16 protein-coding genes and 3 pseudogenes are annotated in these 19,408 nt (G+C 76.0%); 4 read left to right on the forward strand and 15 right to left on the reverse strand.

The features are described 5' to 3' along the window. Position 1: 1 nt before the first annotated feature. Positions 2–3,286 (reverse strand): ABC transporter permease, encoded by a 3,285-nt coding sequence (locus IE286_RS20915; protein WP_229863244.1) that lies wholly within the window; start codon positions 3,284–3,286, stop codon positions 2–4. Between the two features lie 280 nt (positions 3,287–3,566). After that, positions 3,567–3,980, reverse strand: a complete 414-nt coding sequence (locus IE286_RS20920; protein WP_125498856.1) for a globin — start codon at positions 3,978–3,980, stop codon at positions 3,567–3,569. Positions 3,981–4,084: 104 nt separating this feature from the next. Between IE286_RS20920 and IE286_RS20925 the strand changes: the two genes are divergently transcribed. Continuing rightward, entirely contained in the window at positions 4,085–5,128 is a 1,044-nt protein-coding gene (locus IE286_RS20925) for a methyltransferase domain-containing protein (protein ID WP_189798303.1), read from the forward strand. Positions 5,129–5,189: 61 nt separating this feature from the next. On the opposite strand, the gene IE286_RS20930 is transcribed toward IE286_RS20925, so the two are convergent. From IE286_RS20930 to IE286_RS20960, 8 genes and pseudogenes are all read right to left on the reverse strand, one after another. Then, positions 5,190–6,494: an FHA domain-containing protein gene (locus IE286_RS20930; protein ID WP_189798304.1), complete on the reverse strand. Its 1,305-nt coding sequence runs from the start codon at positions 6,492–6,494 to the stop codon at positions 5,190–5,192. Between the two features lie 104 nt (positions 6,495–6,598). Further along, positions 6,599–7,590: pseudogene (locus tag IE286_RS20935) on the reverse strand (vWA domain-containing protein). Positions 7,591–7,733: 143 nt separating this feature from the next. Continuing rightward, positions 7,734–9,230, reverse strand: coding sequence for a PP2C family protein-serine/threonine phosphatase (locus tag IE286_RS20940; protein WP_189798305.1), 1,497 nt, complete (start codon positions 9,228–9,230; stop codon positions 7,734–7,736). A 3-nt stretch (positions 9,231–9,233) separates the two neighbouring features. Then, positions 9,234–9,612, reverse strand: a pseudogene (locus IE286_RS20945) (tetratricopeptide repeat protein); the annotation flags it as partial. Between the two features lie 102 nt (positions 9,613–9,714). Beyond that, on the reverse strand, positions 9,715–11,031 hold the full coding sequence (locus tag IE286_RS20950; protein ID WP_189798306.1) for a coiled-coil domain-containing protein: 1,317 nt from the start codon (positions 11,029–11,031) through the stop codon (positions 9,715–9,717). Positions 11,032–11,116: 85 nt separating this feature from the next. Then, positions 11,117–11,404 (reverse strand): annotated as a pseudogene (locus IE286_RS27790) (sugar-binding protein); the annotation flags it as partial. After that, positions 11,368–11,661, reverse strand: coding sequence for a hypothetical protein (locus IE286_RS27795; RefSeq protein WP_308115077.1), 294 nt, complete (start codon positions 11,659–11,661; stop codon positions 11,368–11,370). The gene IE286_RS27795 and the pseudogene IE286_RS27790, both read right to left, overlap by 37 nt. A 146-nt stretch (positions 11,662–11,807) precedes the next feature. Continuing rightward, positions 11,808–12,128, reverse strand: a complete 321-nt coding sequence (locus IE286_RS20960; protein ID WP_189798307.1) for a GlnX family signal transduction membrane protein — start codon at positions 12,126–12,128, stop codon at positions 11,808–11,810. Positions 12,129–12,466: 338 nt separating this feature from the next. Between IE286_RS20960 and IE286_RS20965 the strand changes: the two genes are divergently transcribed. Beyond that, positions 12,467–12,925, forward strand: coding sequence for a GNAT family N-acetyltransferase (locus tag IE286_RS20965; protein ID WP_189798308.1), 459 nt, complete (start codon positions 12,467–12,469; stop codon positions 12,923–12,925). 297 nt (positions 12,926–13,222) lie between these two features. Here IE286_RS20965 and IE286_RS20970 read toward each other — a convergent pair whose 3' ends face one another. The 4 genes from IE286_RS20970 to IE286_RS20985 form a co-directional block, all read right to left on the reverse strand. Further along, positions 13,223–14,194 carry an N-acetylglucosamine kinase gene (locus IE286_RS20970; RefSeq protein ID WP_189798309.1) on the reverse strand — a complete coding sequence of 324 codons (972 nt, stop codon included), beginning with the start codon at positions 14,192–14,194 and terminating at the stop codon, positions 13,223–13,225. Continuing rightward, complete coding sequence (locus IE286_RS20975) at positions 14,185–15,450, reverse strand: 6-phospho-beta-glucosidase (RefSeq protein WP_189798310.1); 1,266 nt, start codon at positions 15,448–15,450, stop codon at positions 14,185–14,187. Before IE286_RS20975 ends, IE286_RS20970 begins: the two co-directional genes overlap by 10 nt. A 156-nt stretch (positions 15,451–15,606) precedes the next feature. Then, complete coding sequence (locus IE286_RS20980; RefSeq protein ID WP_189798311.1) at positions 15,607–16,854, reverse strand: ROK family transcriptional regulator; 1,248 nt, start codon at positions 16,852–16,854, stop codon at positions 15,607–15,609. Positions 16,855–16,996: 142 nt separating this feature from the next. Next, positions 16,997–18,091, reverse strand: coding sequence for a mechanosensitive ion channel family protein (locus IE286_RS20985; RefSeq protein ID WP_189798312.1), 1,095 nt, complete (start codon positions 18,089–18,091; stop codon positions 16,997–16,999). Positions 18,092–18,428: 337 nt separating this feature from the next. Here IE286_RS20985 and IE286_RS20990 point away from each other — a divergent pair, with 337 nt between their 5' ends. Next, the gene (locus tag IE286_RS20990) at positions 18,429–18,965 is read left to right on the forward strand and encodes an HNH endonuclease (RefSeq protein ID WP_125499359.1); all 537 of its coding nucleotides are present in this window, start codon (positions 18,429–18,431) and stop codon (positions 18,963–18,965) included. Between the two features lie 72 nt (positions 18,966–19,037). Here the strand turns inward: IE286_RS20990 and IE286_RS27320 are convergent, their stop codons facing one another. Further along, entirely contained in the window at positions 19,038–19,196 is a 159-nt protein-coding gene (locus IE286_RS27320) for a hypothetical protein (RefSeq protein ID WP_229863253.1), read from the reverse strand. Between IE286_RS27320 and IE286_RS20995 the strand changes: the two genes are divergently transcribed. After that, entirely contained in the window at positions 19,125–19,328 is a 204-nt protein-coding gene (locus tag IE286_RS20995; protein WP_229863248.1) for a hypothetical protein, read from the forward strand. The two genes, IE286_RS27320 and IE286_RS20995, sit on opposite strands and share 72 nt — an antisense overlap. Positions 19,329–19,408: the final 80 nt, after the last annotated feature.

Raw genomic sequence — 19,408 nt, forward strand, 5'->3', positions numbered from 1 at the left:
GTCATTCGCCTCCGCGCTCTCGCAGGGACACGGCCGGGTCGGCCCGGCGCAGGCTCAGCACCGCGGTCACCACGAGCGGCGTGACGGCCACGGCCGCCAGCAGCAGCGCCACCTGGGCCACCGGCAGCTCCACCAGCACCGCGGGCACGGGTTTCGTGGCCTGCCCGGTCAGCACGATCAGCGGCACCACCGCCCGGGTCAGCACGGTGCCCAGCGCCACCCCGACCACCAGCGCCATCGCCAGCAACACGCCTTGCTCGGCGGCGAGCATCCGCGCCAGGAGACGGCGCGGGGTGCCCATAACACGCAGCACGGCGAACTCGGCGTCCCGCTCCCGCAGCGCGCCCGCCGCGCTCATGGCGAAGCCGACCGCGGCCAGCGCTGCCGCGATCACGGCCGCCGCGGTGAACGCGGCCGCGGGCACCGCACCGAAGGGGTCGTCGCGCAGCTCGGCGGCGATCTCCTCGCGCACCACGACCTGCGCGGGCTCCACGTCCGGCAGCGCCCGCAGCGCGGCGGCCACACCGCCGGCGTCAGCGGCCTCGGTGTCCAGCCACCATTCGGTGGGCGGGCCGGCGTCGTCGCCGTAGCGTGCCTGCAGCAGCCGGTTCACCGCCCGCAGGTCCAGCAGCACGCCCCCGCCGTCGTGCGCGGCGTCCTCGGCCGCGCCTTGCTCGGCCGCGCCGGTCACGGTGGGCAGCGCGCGCACGGCGGCGACGAGCCGCACCGGGACGTTGTGCCCGGCGACGGCCACCTCCACGTGCTGGCCCGGGCGCGCGCCCGTGGCCGCGAGGAATCGGTCGGTCGCCACGGCCGTGACCTCCTTCTGCGCCGGCTGGGCGGCCTGCACCCGCACCAGCACCGCGTCGGTCGTGCCCCGGTCCTCACGCGGGATGTAGCCGGTGCCGTAGACGACGGTCAGCGGACGGGAGGAGGTCACCCGCGGTGCGGTGGGCGCGTTGCGGCCGTCGGGCAGGGCGGCGGCGTCGCCGCCGGAGAAGGCCGCGGTCCAGGACGCCGGGAAGGCCAGCCGGCGGGTGGTGCCGTCCGCGGCGACGGCCTCGATCGCGGGGACGGTCAGGCGGTGCTGCTCGGCCCGGCCGACGGGCAGCGGGACGCTCAGGCCGATCCCGGTCAGTGTCGTCGCGCCCGCACCGGCGGGCAGCGACAGCTGGAACGTGCTGGCGCGGCCGTCGGCGGGCAGCGAGCCCAGCGGCATCCGGTACGGCATGCCGTAGCGGTCCTCCAGCGTGACGGTGAGGTCCACCGCGGGTGTCCGGTGCGCCGTGTCCGAGCTGCGGACCGCCGCCGTGATCCGCAGCCGGCCGGTGCCCTCGGGGACCCGTACGCCCGCCGTGGTGCCGCGGGGCGCCAGCCGGTGCAGCAGGGTGCCGGCCGGTTCGGACGCCAGGTCGCGGCGCATCAGCACGGTGCCGGCGGCCCGCGCGGTGTCCAGCGCGAGCACGGTCGCGGTGCGGTCGCCGGACAGCGGGAGCGAGGTGCGTACGGCGGGGGCGGCCGAGCGCACGTGCGGGATCGACGTGTACGCCGCGTCACGGCCCGGACCGCTGTCCCCGGCCGTCAGCAGCCGCACCGGCGCACCGGCCCGGACGTCGGCCTGGTCGTCCTGCGACCGCTGCCAGGAGGCGCCCTGGCCGATGGCGAGCATGCCCAGTGCGACGGCGAGGACCAGCAGCAACGTCGGACCGGCGCCGCGGGCGGGGCGGCGGCTGAGCTGCCAGCCCGCCAGCGCGGCCGGCAGCCCGCGTCCGCCGGCCGCCCTGCGTTCGGCCAGCCGGGCCAGCGGCGGCAGCAGCCGCAGGGTCAGCACCGTGCCGGCCAGCAGGGCCAGCGCGGGCGCGGTGACCAGCAGCGGGTCGACGCCGAGCCCGCCCGCGCCGGTGCCGAGCGCACCGGAGGACTGCCGGCTCAGCTGCCAGTACGCCACCGCGGCCACCGCCAGCAGCCCGAGGTCCGCACCGGCCCGCAGCGGCGCGGCGAGTGCCGGGGAGCGCCGGCCGGACCGGACCCCGCCCGTCAGCGCGGGCAGGGTCACCGCGAGCGCGCAGCCCAGGGCCACGGCCGCCGCCGTCAGCCACACCGCCCCTGTCCCGGCCGCGGGGACCTGCGGGCGCAGTCCGATCCGGGCCAGGGGACCCTGCCGGGCCAGCAGCCGGGTCAGAGGCCCGGCCAGCAGCGCCGCGCACACCACCGCGGGCAGGGCCAGCGACAGCGCCTCCGTGGCGGCCAGCGCCGCGATCCGGCCCCGTGAGGCGCCCCGGGCCCGCAGCAGCCGGGTCTCCCCGGCGCGTTCCCCGCTCAGCAGCCGGGCCACCAGCAGCAGTGCGCAGCCGGCGAGCAGCGCCAGCTGGAGCGCCGCGATCAGCAGGGTCGAACGGGAGACGAGCAGGGAGCGCTCCAGGCGGGAGAGGACGTCGGGCAGTGCGGTCGTCACGGTCGGCGAGCCGCCCAGCGCGGCGGAGCGGCGCAGACCGTCCGCGGCGTCGCGGACCGTGTCCCGCACCGCGCCGATCCGCCCGGTGGTCATCGCCGAGAAGTCCGCCGAGGCCTGCCAGGCGCTCTGCCCGGCGGTCACCTGCTCGCCGGCCAGAACCCTGGGGCGGGCCAGCAGCGGGCCGTAGGTGGTGAAGTCCACCGTGCGCACCCCGCGTCCGCCCAGGTCGTCCAGCTGCCAGTAGGGCGCCGCCGGGTCGGCGGGCCGGTACACCCCGGTGATGCGCACCTGGACGGCGCCGCCGCCGAGCCGGTCGGCGAGGGTGAGCCGGTCGCCCGGCCGCAGCCCCAGGCGCTGCGCGGCGGCCTGCGGCAGCGCGGCCTCCACCGGTGCCGCCCCGTCGTGCGGCAGGCGCCCGGACACCAGCCGCACCTGGGACAGGTCCAGCGCGGCGAAGTACGTCAGATCCGGGTCGCCGGAGCGCTGCGCCGCGGGCTGCAGCGAGCGGGGCAGGGCGTAGGGGCCGGACCGGGTCAGGGTGCGCACGGTCACCGGCAGCCCGTCGAACGCCGTGCGGGCCTGCCGGCGGACGGCGGCGTCGGCCTGCGCACGGCCGGTGGGCGGCAGGTCGGCCTCCACGGCCAGGGTGGTGCCGGCCGCGTTGCGTTCGTCACGCAGCCAGTGGCGCAGCGCCGCGTCGCCGGTCGCCGACGCATAGGCGGTGAGCGTGGCCAGAACGGTGGTGGTCAGCAGGATCGTGAGCCAGGCGGCGGCCAGGAGCAGCCGGTGCGCGCGGGCGCGCAGCAGCACCCAGCCCGTGAATCCTGTCACCCGGCTCCCCCCGCCCCGGACGTCGTCATGATCCGCCCGCGCATCCTGTCAGAACGGACACGGCCGGAGTAAGCCACCGATGACCGAGATTGATCGAATCGTGACCGGATGTCGGGGGCGGGCGACCGCAACGGGGACGGCCACCTCGTGGACCGTCACGGGGACGGTCCACGAGCACGAGGTGAGGCGTGCCGCCGCCGGAATCCCGCGAGGACGCCCTGCCGTGCGGGGCGCGACGGACGGGGCGGGCGCGGGATCCGGCCCGGCCGGCCGGACCTGCTCAGTCAGGCGTGTTGATCATCGAGGCGGCCGCGTAGGTCAGGTAGTTCCACAGCGTCCGCTCGTGCTCCTCCGACAGGCCCAGCTCGTCCACGGCCACCCGCATGTGCCGCAGCCAGGCGTCGTGCGCCGCCCGGTCCACCCGGAAAGGCGCGTGCCGCATCCGCAGCCGCGGGTGGCCGCGCCGTTCGCTGTACGTCGTCGGGCCGCCCCAGTACTGCATCAGGAACAGCCGCAGCCGTTCCTCCGCCGGGCCCAGGTCCTCCTCCGGGTACATCGCCCGCAGCTCGGGGTCCTGTGCGACCCCCTCGTAGAAACGGTGGACGAGCCGGCGGAAGGTCTCCTCACCGCCGACCTGCTCGTAGAAGGTCTGCTCCTGAAGCGTGCCGCGCCGAATCTCATTCACGTGCTCCATGGTCGCAGACACCCGGAGGACGGAACCCGGCCGTGAACCGGATACGGCCCGGCGCGCGCCCGCGGTGCTCGCCTTGTGGCCGTGTCGTGCAGCACAGTGGAGCCATGGGCGCGCACGCGGTCGGGGACACGGACGACAGGAGCGGCACGGCCGTGCGGGGCGATGCGGCAGCCACGGACGAGCCGGACCTCGCCGCGCTCGCCGAGCGGGCACAGGCGGCACTGGTCCGCACGATCGACGCGAGCGGCGCCTGGAAGGACGACCCGGTGTGGCGGGAGGCGTTCACGGCGGTGCCCCGCCACCTGTTCGTGCCCTACTACTACGTCGCCACGGCACGCGGCTACGAACGCCGCTGGGGCGAGCACCCCGACCCCGGGGCGCGCGAGGAGTGGCTGCGCGGCGCGTACGCCGACGTCCCGCTGGCCAGCCGGCTGCGCGACGGCGAGCTGGTCTCCTCCAGCAGCCAGCCCTCGCTGATGGCGCGGATGCTCGCCGCGCTGCGGATCGAGGACGGCAACCGGGTGCTGGAGATCGGCGCGGGCACCGGGTACAACGCGGCGCTGATCGCCCACCGCCTGGGCGACGACGGTCTGGTCACCACCGTCGACCTGGACCCGGAGATCACCGAGTCGGCGCGCCGGCACCTGGCCGCCGCCGGACACCACCCGGCGGTCGTGACGGGCGACGGCGCACGCGGGGTTCCAGAGCGCGCCCCCTTCGACCGGATCATCGCCACCTGCGCGCTGCCCTCGATCCCGCGCGCCTGGCTCGCCCAGTGCACCCCCGGCGGGCGCATCCTCACGCCCATCGCCACCGGCCTGGTGGTGCTGACCGTGCGGGACGCCGCACACGCCGAGGGGCGCTTCCTGCAGACCCCCGCCTACTTCGTGCCGCTGCGCGGTGAGGGCCGGCCGGAGCCGCCGGCGCCACGGCTGGACGGGGTGCCGGCCCGGGTGTGCGAGGACGACCTGTTCCGCTTCCTGCTGGCGGTGAGCGGCGGCCGCCTGGACGGGCGGGCGGCCTGGGACCTGTGGGAGCGCACGGGCCGCCCGGAGCGCGAGCGGTACGGCATCACGGTGCGCGGCCCGCACGCCTGGACGTGGCTGGACGACCCGGACGGTCCGCACACCTGGCCCCTGCCGGACTGAACCGCCGGGGCCGTCCGCCGGGACGCGCCCGGGCCGGCCCCGGCGGACGTGACGGAAGGGCTCAGCCGCGCCGGATGGTGATGGTCGTCCAGGCGCCGACGTGCACCCGGTCGCCGTCCCGCAGGGGCACCGGCACGAACGGCTGGATCGGCTCCTCGGAGCCGTTCACCGTGGTGCCGTTGGTCGAGTTCTGGTCGATGACCGCCCAGCTGCCGTCCGGCTGCTTGACCAGCACGGCGTGCTGGTGGGAGACGCCCGGGTCCTCCGGCGGCACCGACAGGTCGATGTCGGGGGTGTCGCCGGTGGAGTGCCGGCGGCGGCCGATGGTGACCTGGTTGCCGGTGAGCGTGCGCTGCTGCTCCGGGGAGTACGCGGGCAGGCTCAGGCCCGCGGCCTCCGGACCCGAGCGCTGCATCATCGCCATGAAGTACTCGCGGTCCGGCGCGATCGTCGCCGTCCACGTCGCCTGCTGGGGCGGCTGGGGCGGCTGCGGGGCCTGCGGCGTCTGCTGCGGGAACGGCGGTGCGGGCGGGGCCTGCGTGCCGCCGGGCTGCGGATAGCCGTAGCCGCCGCCGGAGGCGGGACCGCCCGGACCGCCCGCCGGACCGCCGGCCGTGCCCCCGGGGGACGGCGGGGAGATCACCCAGTCGTCGCCCCCGCCGAAGGACGGACCGCCGGACGGCGGCCGGCTCGTCGCCTGCGGGAACGGCGGCGCGGCCGCCGCACCCGCGGGCGGGAAGGACGGCCCGCCGCCTGGATTGCCCTGGCCGCCTCCGGGGCCCGCCGGGCCGGGGCCGTCGGGGCCGCCCGGACGTCCGGAGGGCTCGGGGGAGGCGAACGGCGGGTTCGGGGGGATCGGCTCGGCCGGCCGGTTCACCTGGGACGGCCGGGAGCTGTGGTAGTCGAAGCTGTCACGGCCGAAGGACGGCCCCGAGGGCGGGCCGGGCGGCTGCGGGAAGTGCGGCGCCGGGCCACCCGGGCCGGACGGGCCCGCTCCGGGACCGGCCGGTCCCGCTCCCGGGCCGGGCGCCGGCGCAGGCGGCGCGGCCGGGGTGTAGGTGGTGGCCGTGTTGGTCAGGAAGTTCCACCGGCACTCCTCGCAGAACGGCGCACCGCCCTGGCGGGGCGTACGGCACTGCGGGCACAGCTCCGGCTGGGCGCCGGGGCCGCCGGAGGTGCCGCCGAAGCCCGCGGGGCCGGGACCACCGGGGGCGCCCGGGGCGCCCTGGCCCGGCGCCGGCGGGAAGCCGTAGCCGCCCGCCGGGGGCGGCGGGGGAGGCGGCGGTACGGCACCGGCCATGCGGTGACCGCACACCTCGCACCAGTCGTCGGAACCCGACTGGTGTCCGTTCGGGCAGGTCGGCATGTCGGCGCTTCCCCCTCTCCTTCCCGGCCGGTTCGACCGGACGTCTCCAACCCCGAGGGGCCAGGCTCACTGTCTTCGCTGTCGTCGTGTGCTGTGGTGAGGCACTACTTCTTTACACGAACGGTCTTGGTGGACCGTGTCTCGAGAATCATCTCGTCGGCCTCCGTGACCTTCGCTTTCAGTCGCACAGTACCGGTCGCGGCATCCACCACGTCCACCACCTTCGCAAGCAGTTTCGCAGTATCCGCGTTTCCGGAGGCGGCGGCCAGCTGAACGGCCCGGCCCAGCCTGGCCGTTGCCCCGTCGCTATCACCCGCTTCGCGAAGTTCGAGACCCTGTGCAGCACCACCGGCGTGACGCGGGCGGCGAGCATCTCCCGCCCCACGCGTGCGCGGGCACCCGCACGCGCAGGTGGTGGTCGCGGGACTCGTCGCCCCGGGACCCCGTCGGACAGTCCCCGGTGCGCGGTCCGGCCTGCGCCCGGCGGTCCGTCAGGTCCCCGACGGCGGGCGGGACTTGCCTGAGGAAGGTGACCGTCGCGCCGGCCGGGGTCCCCACCCGCAGGGCGACGTCCGCGACCCCCTTGCCCATCGCCGTCTCCATCATCCGTGTGAAGTCGGCGGCCAGGCCCGCCGCATCGGCGACGATGCCGGTGGTGCCGAGCAGCGCCGAGGCGATCGCTGTGAGTTCTCTCACGTCCCAGTCGGTGCCCACCCCGCGGGCGTCACAGGTGAAGGGCCCGGTGCAGTCCCGCAGCGCCGCCGCGAGGTCCTCGGCCGCCTCGTGCTCGTTGCGGCCGTCGCTGAGCAGGATGCCGTGCCGGATGGCGGCGCCGGCCGAGGGCAGTGGCCGGCCAGACGCAGCCAGGTGCCGGTGGCGGTGCCGCCGCCCGGGTGGACCTCGACGGCCTGATGGGTGCCGGCGACCACCGCGAAGTGCACGCCGTCGCGCAGGGTGTCCACCGCGGCGGCCGCGGCGCCCCCGGTGGCGGTGACGGTGACGATCGCGTCGGCGTCCCGGCCGCCCTCGGGCAGGTACGCGTTCTGCTAGACCTCACCGAGAACCGCGGCACGCGGGACTTCGGGAACGTGGCCATGCTGTCCAGAGCCCCCTTCGGCCCGCCTGAGCGGGGCCGCCGACCCGGGCGGACCGGTCCCCTCCGAATCCGCCGGAGTCTCCCCGTGACGAGGCCGTGCCGGGGTGCCGGGACCCGTGCCGACCGTGCACCGGCGCGCGTCCTCAGGCGGATCCTGTCCCGTGCGGCGCGGCGGGGAACGGCACGACGGCCACTGTGACGTTGTCGTGGCCCCCGCCGTCCAGGGCGTGGCCGACCAGCACCCGGGCGCTGTGCAGCGGCCGCAGCGCGGCGTCCGCCGGCAGCACCTCGGCCATCTCCTCGGCCGTCTCGGCGTAGTTCCACAGCCCGTCCGTGCACACCACGACCACGCCCGGCTGGTCCGGTTCGAACGCGGCCGTGTGGGGCTGGAGGTCGTAGGCGTCCGCGCCGAGCCAGCCGGTGATGGCGTGGGCGCGCTCGTCGGCGTAGGCCTCCGCCTCGCTCATCAGGCCCGCGGCCACCATCTGCGCCGCCCAGGAGTCGTCCTCGGTCAGCCGGGCCGGCGGCGCGCCGCGGTCGGCCGGCACCCAGTAGGCGCGGCTGTCGCCGACCCAGCCGACGACCAGCAGACCGGAGGTGACCACCGCGGCCACGAGGGTGCAGGCGGGCGCGTTGAGGTGCACGGAGTGCTCGCGGGCGCCGCCGGGCACCTGCGCCAGGGCGTCGACCGCCTCGGCGGCGGCGACGATCGCCTCGTGCATGGCCTGCCGCGGGTGCGTGCCGCGGGGCAGGGCGTCCAGCAGGAAGTCGCCGGCCGTGCGGGACGCGGCCACGGAGGCCTCGTCGGGGCGGGTCGCGGAGGAGACGCCGTCGCAGACCACGGCCACGGCCGCCGGTGACCCGTCGGGCAGCGCGGTACGGCCGACGGCGAAGGCGTCCTCGTTGCGGTGATGGCGCAGCCCCCGGTCGCTGACCGCGGCGACGGGACCCGACTCCTGCTCCATGTGGTCGCGTTCTTGCGGCTGGGCGTGCCCGCACCGGGTGCAGTAGCCGTCGTCGTCCACCTGTCCGGCACGGCAGGCCACGCACCGGGCCTCGGACTGAGCTGCGGGCGGGGCGGCCACCGCCGCACGCGGGTCGGGGGCCTGCAGCGGGTACTCCTCGGGCTCGGCCGCCCGGTCGTACCGCACCGGTGAGCCGTGCTCGGCCGGAGCGGCGGGCGGCTGGGGAGCCCGGGGGACGCCGTCCGGGCCCGTCTGTGCCGCCGGGGGCGCCGGCGGAGCGGCGGGCGGCTGCGCAGGTGCGGGAGGCTGGGCCGGCACGGGCGGGTGCGCGGGCATGGGCGGGTACGCCCCCGGCCCGGTGCCGCCCGGTTCCGCTCCCGGCAGGTGTGCGGGCAGGTGGGTGCGCGGCGCCTCGTGCGGGGCGTCCGGCCGTGGGGCCTGCGGCCAGGGAGCGGGCGCGCCGTCCGCGGCGGGAGGGACGGCCCCGGCCGGGCCCGGCACCGCGCCGGCGTCCCCGGGACCGGTGTCCCTGGTGAGCGTGTGCGGGCCGGCCGGCACGGCGCCGGCCGCGGACAGGTCGTGACCGCAGGCGCCGCAGAAACGGTCACCCGGTCCGAGCGGCTCCGCGCAGCTCGGGCAGTTCGACAGCGCGGCCTGCCGGTGCATCTGCGACATCAACTACACCCATGGTCGGGGGCGGTAACGGTTGGCACGTTCCACCAGGTCGGGTCCTCTCCTCGCCGCCGGACGCCAGCCGGGCCGGCGTGCGGTACGAACGCTCCAGGCCGAAGCGCAGTCCCCGCTCGTCCAGGCCGCTGCCGAGCAGCACCCGCCGCGAGGCCGGGCCGGAGACCCGGCCCCCGGAGAGTACCCAGTCCAGCGCGCGGCCGAGGACTTCCGTCGCCGGCAGCTCGCGCCGCGCCGGGTCGAGCCCGTACGCCTCCAGGGCCTCCACCTGCGCGGCCGCGGCCGTCAGGTCGTCCAGGAACGGCGTGTCGGACGGCTCGGGACGACGGTGCCGCAGCCGGGTCCGGACCGCCGCCGCACGCGCCGCCGTGCAGCGGCGAGCGCGAGCAGAACCGCTTGCGTTCGGGCACCTCCGGGTTCCGCAGCACCATCGAGCGCGGGTCGGGCCGCTGACAGCCCGACCCCGCCCGGCTCATGGTGTTCCCCCGTCGTCCCGCGGCGCGCCCTGCCCGGGCACCCGTGCGGCGCCGAGCAGTTCGGCCGCCGCCTGCTGGTAGCGCAGCACCGCCTGCTCGGCCACCCGCAGATCGCACGGCGCGCTCCACAGCATGCGGCGCGCGATGTCGTACCGCTCCACCAGCAGCGGGTCCTCCGCCAGGCCGTGCCGGGCCACCTTCGCCCGGTAGGCGTCCAGACGGCCGCGCAGCTCGGCCCGGACCGCCAGCGGCGCGGTCACCGCCGTCAACGACTCGCGGGCCCGCTGCAGTTCGTCCTCGGCTTTCTGCTCCAGCGCGTCCAGCAGCGGCGACAGACGGTGCCACTGGGCCCGCCGCCGGTACTCGGCGGCCGTCGCCAGCTGCTCGTGCAGCGCGGTCGGCGGACCGCTGACCACCGGCACCTCCGTGGCGGCGATCTTCGCCAGCACCTCGCCGCGCGCGGTGCGCGCCTCGGCCAGCGTGCGGTCCGCGCGCGAGAGCACGTCCCGGAGCTTCAGCAGCCGCTGCTCGGCGTCCCGCCGCACCCCGAGCACCGCCTCCACCTCCCGGCGCACGTCCTCCAGCGCCCGCGCCTGCCGGTCGTACACCGTGGTGTCCGGCCGGCCGCCGCCCGGGGCGGAACTGCCCGAGGCCGGGACCCAGAACGCCAGCGGGTCGGAGATCACCTGCTCGCGCAGCTTCGTCAGGGTGCGGGTGATGCGCTCCAGGTCGTCGCCCGCCGGGTGCTCGCCGGGCCGGACGCCGACGGAGTGCGCCAGCCGGCGGGTGCGCTGCAGCTCGGCGGAGAGCAGGTCGATCCGGGCGGGCAGCGCCGACCAGACCGTGTCGGCGGCGATCACCACGTCCAGCCCGGCGGCGTACAGCTCGTTGATCCGCTCCACCAGCGCGGCCAGGGTGAAACGGCGGCTGAGCCGGCCCGCGTCCGGCCCGCCCGCGGCGGCCTCCGCCGACCCGGGCACCGTCACGCACGCGCCGCGCAGCAGCTCCGTCAGCGCCACCAGGTCCTCGTGGCTGGACCAGCGGCGGCGGGCACGGATCTGCTGTGCGCGGCGCAACGCGTCGGTGTAGGCGTCGAAGTACGTCCACAGCAGAGCGATCGACGCCTCCGCGCGCGCCCAGCGCTCCTTGGTGACGCCGGTCAGCTCGGCGCCCTCCAGGAGTCTGCGGCCCGCGTGGTCCTGCAGGGCCAACAGGGAGGTCTCGATCGCCTCGTGCTCCGCGGCCAGCCGCGCCAGCGCACGGTCCACCTCGTCCCGGTCCAGCACCGGCTCGGCGGGGTCCGTGCCGCCCATCGATCACCTCTCGCTGCTCGTGATGTTCCCTACGGTCGTACGCCGGCCGCCGGCGGGATCCGCCCGCCGCCCCGGACGGCTCCGGTCACCTGTACACCGGTTCCGGCGGGGTCGCCGACGGTGTGTCCTTACCCAGCGCGGGAAGCAACCACCTGTCGTACGACGCCTTCCAGCCCCCGTCCTTGCGGTAGTCGTCCAGTATCCGGTTCATCCGGCGCACCAGATCGTCCGCGCCCCGCCTCATCGCCACCCCGCAGTACTCCTCGGTGAAGGCGGTGCCCTTCAGGTCCACCGTGGGGTCCTGCGCGGCCTGGCTCGCGGCGAGCGCACCGTCGGTCACCACCGCGTCCGCCTCGCCGAGCTGCAGCCGCACCGGATGGCCTCGACCGCCGGCCCCGTGACGTCGGACGGGGGCAGGCTCAGGTGCTGCGCGGTGGCGTCCGTGCAGGCGCCGGCCCTGGCCTGGGCGGCCTCGGCCGTGGGAGCGCGCCCGAGGGAGGGGCCGCCCGGACCGTGCTGCTCCAGCTTCGGCAGCAGCAGCACGAAGGCCAGCGCCAGCGCGCAGAGCACCGCCATCGCGCCGACGCCGCCCCAGCCCCTCAGCCGGGTCCGCAGCCGCGTCGTCCGCATCCTCACGCCTTCTTCCCTCGCGCTGCCGTCCTGCTTCCCTCGTGCTGCCGTCCTGCGTCACCGGTACTCCGGCAGCCTGCGGCCTATGCCCAGCACCGCCGCCGCGCCCAGCACCGCGAGCGCCGCCGCCCCGGCCGGCAGACCGGTCAGCGCACCCCGGCCGTCCCGCGCGGCAGCACCGCGACGGTGGCGGCGGCGACCAGTCCCCGGTTGAGCACCCGGTTCGTGCGCGGGTAGGTGCGGTACTGCGCCCAGCCCAGCGCGGCCGGCGCGACGACCCCCAGCGCGATCGCCACCCACGGCCGGGAGCCGGCGTGACCGCAGTCGGCCCGCAGACGCTGGTTCTCCCGCTGGTACAGCTCCTGAGCGGCCGGCAGCATCTGCTTGCGCATCAGGTCGTCGGCGGTCCGCAGACAGGCACCGCCGACCAACAAGCCCTGCCGGTTGTCGGCGCGGGCGGATTCCACACGCGGTACGGCGCGCGGCGGGCCGCGCGGGGGACGGATGCGGCTGCGACGGGACGGCTGGCACGGCCGGGCTCCCCGGCGCCGTACCGCCTGCCGGCGGTTGTGTCACTGCCGACCTCCCCCCCGTGGTCGTCCGTCGCCGCCCGTGCCACCGCCGCCCGGGACGTCCGTCCGCCCCGGCCGGAACGCCGGTGCGCCGCGCCGCACGGCAGCCGTTGGCCGGCGAACTTCGCGCCCTCGCACCACCCTTCGCCCAGGAATACGCCGGGGGATGCCGTTCGGTTCCCCGTGCGGCAATTCCCCTGCGCACCGCGCGGCACGCGCCGACAATCCCTCGTATGAATCAACAGACATCCGTACCGGACGACTTCGTCGTCCCCCAGGGCCTCAGGGGCGACGGCTTCCGTCTGGAACCGCTGGGAGAGCAGCACAACGAGTCCGATCACGAGGCGTGGACGTCCAGCATCGCGCACATCCGCGCCACCCCGGGCTTCCAGGACCGCGCCTGGCCGCCCGTCGACGGCATGAGCCTCGAGGAAAACCTGCGCGATCTGCGCCTCCACGCCGACGACTTCGCCCGGCGCTTCGGCTTCACCTACACCGTGCTCGACGACGACCGGGTGGTCGGCTGCGTGTACATCTACCCGCTGCGCAGCGACCCGGGCGTCATGGGCGTCCGCTCCTGGGTGCGCGCCGACCGCCAGGACCTCGACGGCCCGCTGTACAGCGCGGTGAGGAACTGGCTGGTGACGTCATGGCCGTTCGAGAGGATCATGTACCGGGACCTTCAGCCGTGACGGCGCCGCCCTCTGCGCCCTGAACCGAGTGCACGGACAGCCCAGCAGGCACACCGTCCACAGCATCACGGCGGAGCACCACATCAGCCCCGCCGCCGTGGTGAGGGGACGGACGTACTGGCCGTATGCGGCGGACCTGACCTGCAGGGCCAGGAACGGCAGGAGCGTCCCAGCACCGCGAGAGCGGCGGCACCGGCTGCGAAATCGGCGTATGAACGACGCATGTGTCTCCTCCGTGACCGGTGAGTTGTTGCTTCCCGCAGGGATACGGCTCCACGCCGCACCCCGGGCCGGCCGTCACGCCTCGAAGTGCCTCCGCACCCGTTCGTACGCCGCCGTCGGCGCTCCCACCCGGTCCAGTCCCAGCAGGGCCGCGCCGAGGACCGGACGGGCCGTCACGACCCGGGGCACGGCCTTGGGGGCGCGGGCGGCCAGCCGGGCCCGGATGCCGTGGTCCAGCTGAGGGTGACAGGCCGCCAGGACGCTGCCGCCGAGCAGCACCGGGGTTTCCTCGTCGAGCAGGCCGAGCCGGGTCAGGGCGACCGTCGCCATGGTGACGACCTCCTCCGCCAAGCGGTCCACGATCGAGCGGGCGACCGGGTCGCCCTCGGCCGCGGTGGCGAACAGCACCGGTGCCAGCTCGTGACGGCGGTGCTGCTCCAGGCGACCGAGGTGCAGGGCCTCGATCAGGGCGTACATGGAGTCCAGGCCGAAGTGGCCGGGCAGGGCGTGCGCCAGCGCGGTCGGCTCGCCGCGGCCGTCCTCCGCGCGGGCGGCGTACCACAGGGCCTCCTCGGCCAGCGCCCAGCCGCCGCCGAAGTCCCCGGAGAGCCGTCCGAGCGCGGGGAAGCGGGCGGTGGCACCGTCCGGGCGCATGCCGACGCAGTTGATGCCCGCCCCGCACACCACCGCGACCCCGCACGGCTCGGACACGCCGGCGCGCAGGATCGCGAAGGTGTCGTTGCGGACGTCGGCCGTCGTGCCCCAGGCGCGCTCCCCGAGGGCGGCCGCCAGCTGTTCCTCCTCCGCCGGCAGGTCGGCGTTGGCCAGGCACGCCGAGACATGGGTGACGGAGGTGACTGCGGCGGCGTCGAAGGCACGGGCGACCGTCTCGGCCAGGGTGCCGACCGCCGTCGCCACCCCCACGGCCGGGGGCCGGAAGCCGCCGCCGCGGGCCGTGGCCAGGACGCGGCCGTCGGCCGCCACGACCGCGACGTCGGTCTTGCTGTTGCCCGCGTCGATGGCGAGAACGCTCGCGGTCAGGCCCACGTGAGGTGCTCCCGGTTGTGTGCGATCAGCTCGTCGGTCAGGGTCTCGGCGGTGGCGTACTGGCCGATCAGCGGGTGGGCGAGCAGGGCGCGCAGGACCCGCTCCCGGCCGCCGTGCAGGGCCGCTCGCAGGGCCAGGTCCTCGTACGCGGTCACGTTCGCCACCAGGCCCGCGTACAGCGGGTCCAGCGGGGCCACCGGCAGGGGCGCGGCGCCCTCGGGACCGACCTTCGCCGGCACCTCGATCACCGCGTCGTCGGGCAGGAACGGCAGCGTGCCCCGGTTGAGGGTGTTGACGACCTGATGGGGGCTGCCGCCCCCGCCGAGCAGCGCGGCGGCGAGGTCCACGGCCGCCTCCGAGTAGTAGGCGCCGCCCCGCTTGGCCAGCAGCGCGGGCTTCCCGGCGAGCGCCGGATCGGCGTACAGGCGCAGCAGCTGCCGTTCCATGGCGGCCACCTCTTCGGCCCGGGACGGCTTGGTGCGCAGCTCCTCCACCACCTGGTCGTGGGCGTAGTAGTAGCGCAGGTAGTAGGAGGGGACGGTGCCGAGACGGTCCAGCAGCGACCGGGGCAGGCGCAGATCGGCGGCGATGGCGTCGCCGTGCTCGGCCAGCAGCCGGGGCAGGACGTCCGGGCCGTCCGGTCCGCCGAGCCGTACGCCGGTCTCCCAGGTGAGGTGGTTCAGGCCCACATGGTCCAGGTGGACCTCGGCGGGGGCGGTGCCCAGCAGCGCGGCGAACTTCCGCTGCAGGCCGATCGCCACGTTGCACAGCCCGACCGCACGATGCCCGGCCTGCAGCAGTGCGCGGGTGACGATGCCGACCGGGTTGGTGAAGTCGATGATCCACGCCTTCGGGCTGATCCGGCGCACGCGTTCGGCGATGTCCAGGACCACCGGGACGGTGCGCAGCGCCTTGGCCAGTCCGCCGGCGCCGGTGGTCTCCTGGCCGACGCAGCCGCACCGCAGCGGCCAGGTCTCGTCCTGCTGCCGGGCCGCCTGGCCGCCCACGCGCAGCTGCAGCAGCACCGCGTCGGCACCGTCCACCGCCGCGTCCACGTCGGACGTGGTGACGATCCGGCCGGGGTGGCCCTGCCGGGCGAAGATGCGCCGGGCCAGGCCGCCGACCACTTCCAGACGGTCGGCCGCCGGGTCGACGAGCACCAGTTCCTCCACGGGCAGGGTGTCCCTCAGGCGGGCGAAGCCGTCGACGAGTTCCGGCGTGTAGGTCGAGCCGCCGCCGACCACGGTGAGTTTCATCTGCGTCCCTCGATCCCCTTGTCCCTCGGCGTCCCTCGGCTCTCCTTCTCCCGCGGACCCCGGTAGGCGCTCTACCCCTCGGCTCCCCTGCGTGATCCCCCGCGCCGCGCGTGCCGGGCGCGTGCCGGGCGCGCTTCGGGCCGCCCAGGGGACCCGTCAGCGGGAGGTGTCGAAGACCTCGTCCCGGGTGGCCGCGAGCGCGCTCTCCAGCGCCCCGCGCAGCACGGGCGACTCCAGCACCTCGCCGACCACCAGCTGCGGCCGGGAGGCCGCCAGCTCCTCCAGCTCGTCCTGCACCAGGCCGCGCAGCACCTCGCCGCCCGCGGTGAGACAGGCGCCGGCGAGCACCACCAGCTCGGGGTCGAGGACGGACACGAGGGAGGCCAGACCGGTGGCCAGCCGGGTGGCGTACGCCGCCAGGAAGGCACGGTGGGGTCCGCCGGCGTGATCGGCGGCGCGGGCCACGAGCGCGGCGGCCACCTCGGCGTACTGGCCCGTCGGCACGTCCTCGACGCCCAGCCGCCGGGCCAGCGCCGGCAGCGCCTGGGAACCGGCCAGCTCCTGGAAGCCGCCGCTGTTGGCCTGGGTGACCTGGCGCACCAGCGGGGCGCCGGGCACCGGCAGGAACCCGACCTCGCCCGCGCCGCCGGTCCAGCCGCGGTGCAGCCGGCCGCCGAACACCAGGGCGGCGCCCAGCCCCTCCTGGTTCCACAGCAGCACGAAGTCCCGGTGGCCGCGGGCCGCGCCGAGGCGCTGCTCGGCGACGGCGACCAGGTTGACGTCGTTCTCGTGCTCCACAGGCATCGGCAGGGCGGCGGCCAGCTCCTCAAGGAGCGTGGGGGAGTGCCAGCCGGGCAGGTGGGCGGCGTAGCGCAGCCGGCCGGTGCGCGGGTCGAAGGCGCCCGGGGTGCCGACGACCAGGCGGCGGACGTCGTCGCGGGCCAGGCCGGCGGCCTTGAGCGCGCCGTCGAGCGCTTCGGTGACCAGGTGCACGACGGGCCGGGCCGGGCGGCGGCCCGGGGTTGGCAGCTCGTACGCGCCGACGGTGCGGCCGGTGAGGTCGGCGACCGCGGCCCGGATGCGCTGCGGGGTGACGTCGAGGCCCGACGCGTAGGCGGCGGCGGGATTCACCGCGTACAGCCGTGCGCTCGGGCCCGGGCGCCCCGTGCTGGTGCCGGTGGCGACGACGAGCCCGGCGGCCTCCAGCCGGGCCAGCAGCTGGGCGGCGGTGGGCTTGGACAGACCGGTCAGCGTGCCGAGCCGGGTCCGGGACAGCGGCCCGTGCTCCAGCAGCAGCTCCAGGGCGGCCCGGTCGTTCATGGCGCGCAGGACGCTCGGGGTGCCCGGGGTGACCGGAGTGGCCGAAGCGCCCGGGGAGTCCGGGGTGCCGGTCGGTCCTGCCATGCGCCTCGCCCCCTGAAAGCCCGCATTGTCAGCAAACTTTCCTGTCCGGACGCTAGGCCCGGCGCGACACGAGCGTCAAGGCCGCATGCCGCAGGCCCGGCGGCCGTCACCCGCCCCGGGCCGGACCTGCGCGCTGCCCGCCCTACTTCCCGGGCTGCTGCTGCGGGATCGTGGCCGCCGGGCGGGTCTCGGCGGGGGACGGGTCCTCGTGCGCCGGCGGAGCCGCGACCGCCGCCGGTTCCGCGGCCGGGGCGTCCCCGGCGGGGGCCGTCGCACCGCCGACGATGCGGATGTCGGCCGCGTCCAGGGCCCGCTTGATCCGCCAGCGCAGCTCGCGCTCCACGGCTGCGGACTTGCCCGGCATGGTCTTCGCGGACACCCGCACCACCATCGAGTCGATCTCCACGCTGTCCAGGCCCAGCACCTCGACCGGGCCCCACAGCAGCTCGGCCCAGGGCTCCTCCTTGCCCATCGTCCCCGCGACCTCGGTCAGGACGGACTTGACCTCGTCCAGGTCCTCGCTCGCCTTGAGGGTCACGTCGACGTTCGCCGTCGACCACCCCTGGGAGAGGTTGCCGATCCGCTTGACCTCGCCGTTGCGGACGTACCAGATCTCCCCGTCCGCGCCGCGCAGCTTGGTCACCCGCAGACCGACCTCGATCACCTCACCGGTGGCCACACCCGCGTCGATGGTGTCGCCGACGCCGTACTGGTCCTCCAGGATCATGAAAACACCGGAGAGGAAGTCCGTGACCAGATTGCGGGCGCCGAAACCGACCGCCACGCCCGCCACACCGGCGCTGGCCAGCAGCGGAGCCAGATTGATCTGGAACGCCGACAGCACCATCAGCGCCGCCGTGCCCATGATCAGGAAGCCGGTCACCGAACGCAGCACCGAACCGATCGCCGCCGAGCGCTGCCGCCGCCGCTCGGCGTTGACCAGCAGCCCGCCCAGCCCGCTGCCGCCCGGCTGCTGCGCGCTCCTGCGGTTCATGCGGTCTATCAGCTTGGTGATCGCCCGCCGGACCACCATGCGCAGCACCAGCGCGACGACCACGATGAGGACCACCCGCAGGCCGGTCGCCAGCCAGGTGGACCAGTTCTGCTCCACCCAGTTCGCCGCGTTGTTCGCGCTCTGCTGGGCGTCCTGGAACGAGGGGACCGGCACGTCCGGCGACTGCGCGTCGGTCGGCGACGGGGACGGGCCGGCGGCCAGCAGGACGACGGGCACGGACACGACAGGTACCTCCAGGTGCGTCCACCCTCCGGCGCGAGCGGGTCAGTATCGGTCGGATCACGAAGAGGTCACCGGACGGGCAGAGCCACCACACTAACGGGGCACGTGGCGCGGAACGCCGTGAACGTCCGCGGATGTCCGGCACGGACCGGGTGCCGGCCCGTATCTGAGCAGCCTGTGTGAGCGGAGCGCACTGCGGGGGGAGAAAGAGCATGTGGTGGAAAACACTCCCAGCCCGTTACCGGGACATGGTGGCGCGGTCACCAGCCATGAGGGGACACTGACTCCAGGTCGTCCCGGCGCGAGCCACGCGCCGCCGGCGTACAAGGAGGCATCCGTGCCGCATGTCCTGGTCCTCAACGCGTCGTACGAGCCTCTCGGCGTCGTACCGCTCCGCCGCGCGCTCGTCCTCGTGCTCGAGAACAAGGCAGTCTGCCTCGAGGAGTCCGGCGCCCATCTGCACAGCGCAACCCTCACCGTCCCCGCACCCAGCGTGGTCCGGCTCAAGCGCTTCGTCCGCGTCCCCTACCGGGGACCCGTTCCCCTGACCCGGCGGGCCCTGTTCGCCCGCGACGGAGGCCGCTGCATGTACTGCGGCGGCGTCGCCACCAGCGTCGATCACGTCATCCCGCGCTCACGCGGTGGCAAGCACGCCTGGGACAACGTGGTCGCCTCATGCCGGCGCTGCAACCACGTCAAGGCCGACCGCCACCTCGTGGAGCTGGGCTGGCGCCTGCGCCACAAGCCGGCCCCGCCCACCGGCCTGGCCTGGCGCATCATCGGCACCGGGCACCGGGACCCACGCTGGCTGCCCTACCTGCAGCCGTACGGCGCGGACGACGTCCTGGCCCGGATCGACGGCCTGCCGGCCTGAGTCCGGGCCTTTCTGCGTCCCGGGGGGCGTACCCCGGGTGCCCGCGCCCCCGGGGATCGCACCCGCCCGCCCTCACGCGGCGGCAGGGCGGGCGGCGGCCAGATGCTCGCCGGACGGTACGCCGACCGGGAGCACATGGCGCGTGCCCGCGTGGCCGAGCTGCGGCGGGAGGCGGCCCGGGACCCCGCGCACCCGCGCCTGGCCGAGCCGGTGGGCGGGCTGTCGGCGCAAGACGCCGCCTCCCGGGCTGGTGGGCCGGTCACCGGGTGGTCACGCGGCCCGCGGGCACCAAGGCCCTGTGCCACCCGGTGGCCGGGCGCCGACGCCCCCGCCGTCCCGCATCCGTGCCGTCCAACGAGGTGACGTGAGGCACGTCGGCCGCTCAGGGACGTCTGCCGTCGCGTCGACGGGGTAGGGCTGCGGTATCCCGTAGCCGTACTCGA

The sequence above is a fragment of the Streptomyces thermodiastaticus genome (assembly GCF_014656135.1).
GTDB classification, from domain to species: domain Bacteria; phylum Actinomycetota; class Actinomycetes; order Streptomycetales; family Streptomycetaceae; genus Streptomyces; species Streptomyces thermodiastaticus.

Coding starts and splice junctions, on each gene's coding strand:
- IE286_RS20920 (WP_125498856.1), bottom strand. CDS start 3,980: ATGGAGCACGTGAATGAGATTCGGCGCGGCACGCTTCAGGAGCAGACC.
- IE286_RS20925 (WP_189798303.1), top strand. CDS start 4,085: ATGGGCGCGCACGCGGTCGGGGACACGGACGACAGGAGCGGCACGGCC.
- IE286_RS20930 (WP_189798304.1), bottom strand. CDS start 6,494: ATGCCGACCTGCCCGAACGGACACCAGTCGGGTTCCGACGACTGGTGC.
- IE286_RS20940 (WP_189798305.1), bottom strand. CDS start 9,230: ATGTCGCAGATGCACCGGCAGGCCGCGCTGTCGAACTGCCCGAGCTGC.
- IE286_RS20950 (WP_189798306.1), bottom strand. CDS start 11,031: ATGGGCGGCACGGACCCCGCCGAGCCGGTGCTGGACCGGGACGAGGTG.
- IE286_RS27795 (WP_308115077.1), bottom strand. CDS start 11,661: ATGCGGACGACGCGGCTGCGGACCCGGCTGAGGGGCTGGGGCGGCGTC.
- IE286_RS20965 (WP_189798308.1), top strand. CDS start 12,467: ATGAATCAACAGACATCCGTACCGGACGACTTCGTCGTCCCCCAGGGC.
- IE286_RS20975 (WP_189798310.1), bottom strand. CDS start 15,450: ATGAAACTCACCGTGGTCGGCGGCGGCTCGACCTACACGCCGGAACTC.
- IE286_RS20980 (WP_189798311.1), bottom strand. CDS start 16,854: ATGGCAGGACCGACCGGCACCCCGGACTCCCCGGGCGCTTCGGCCACT.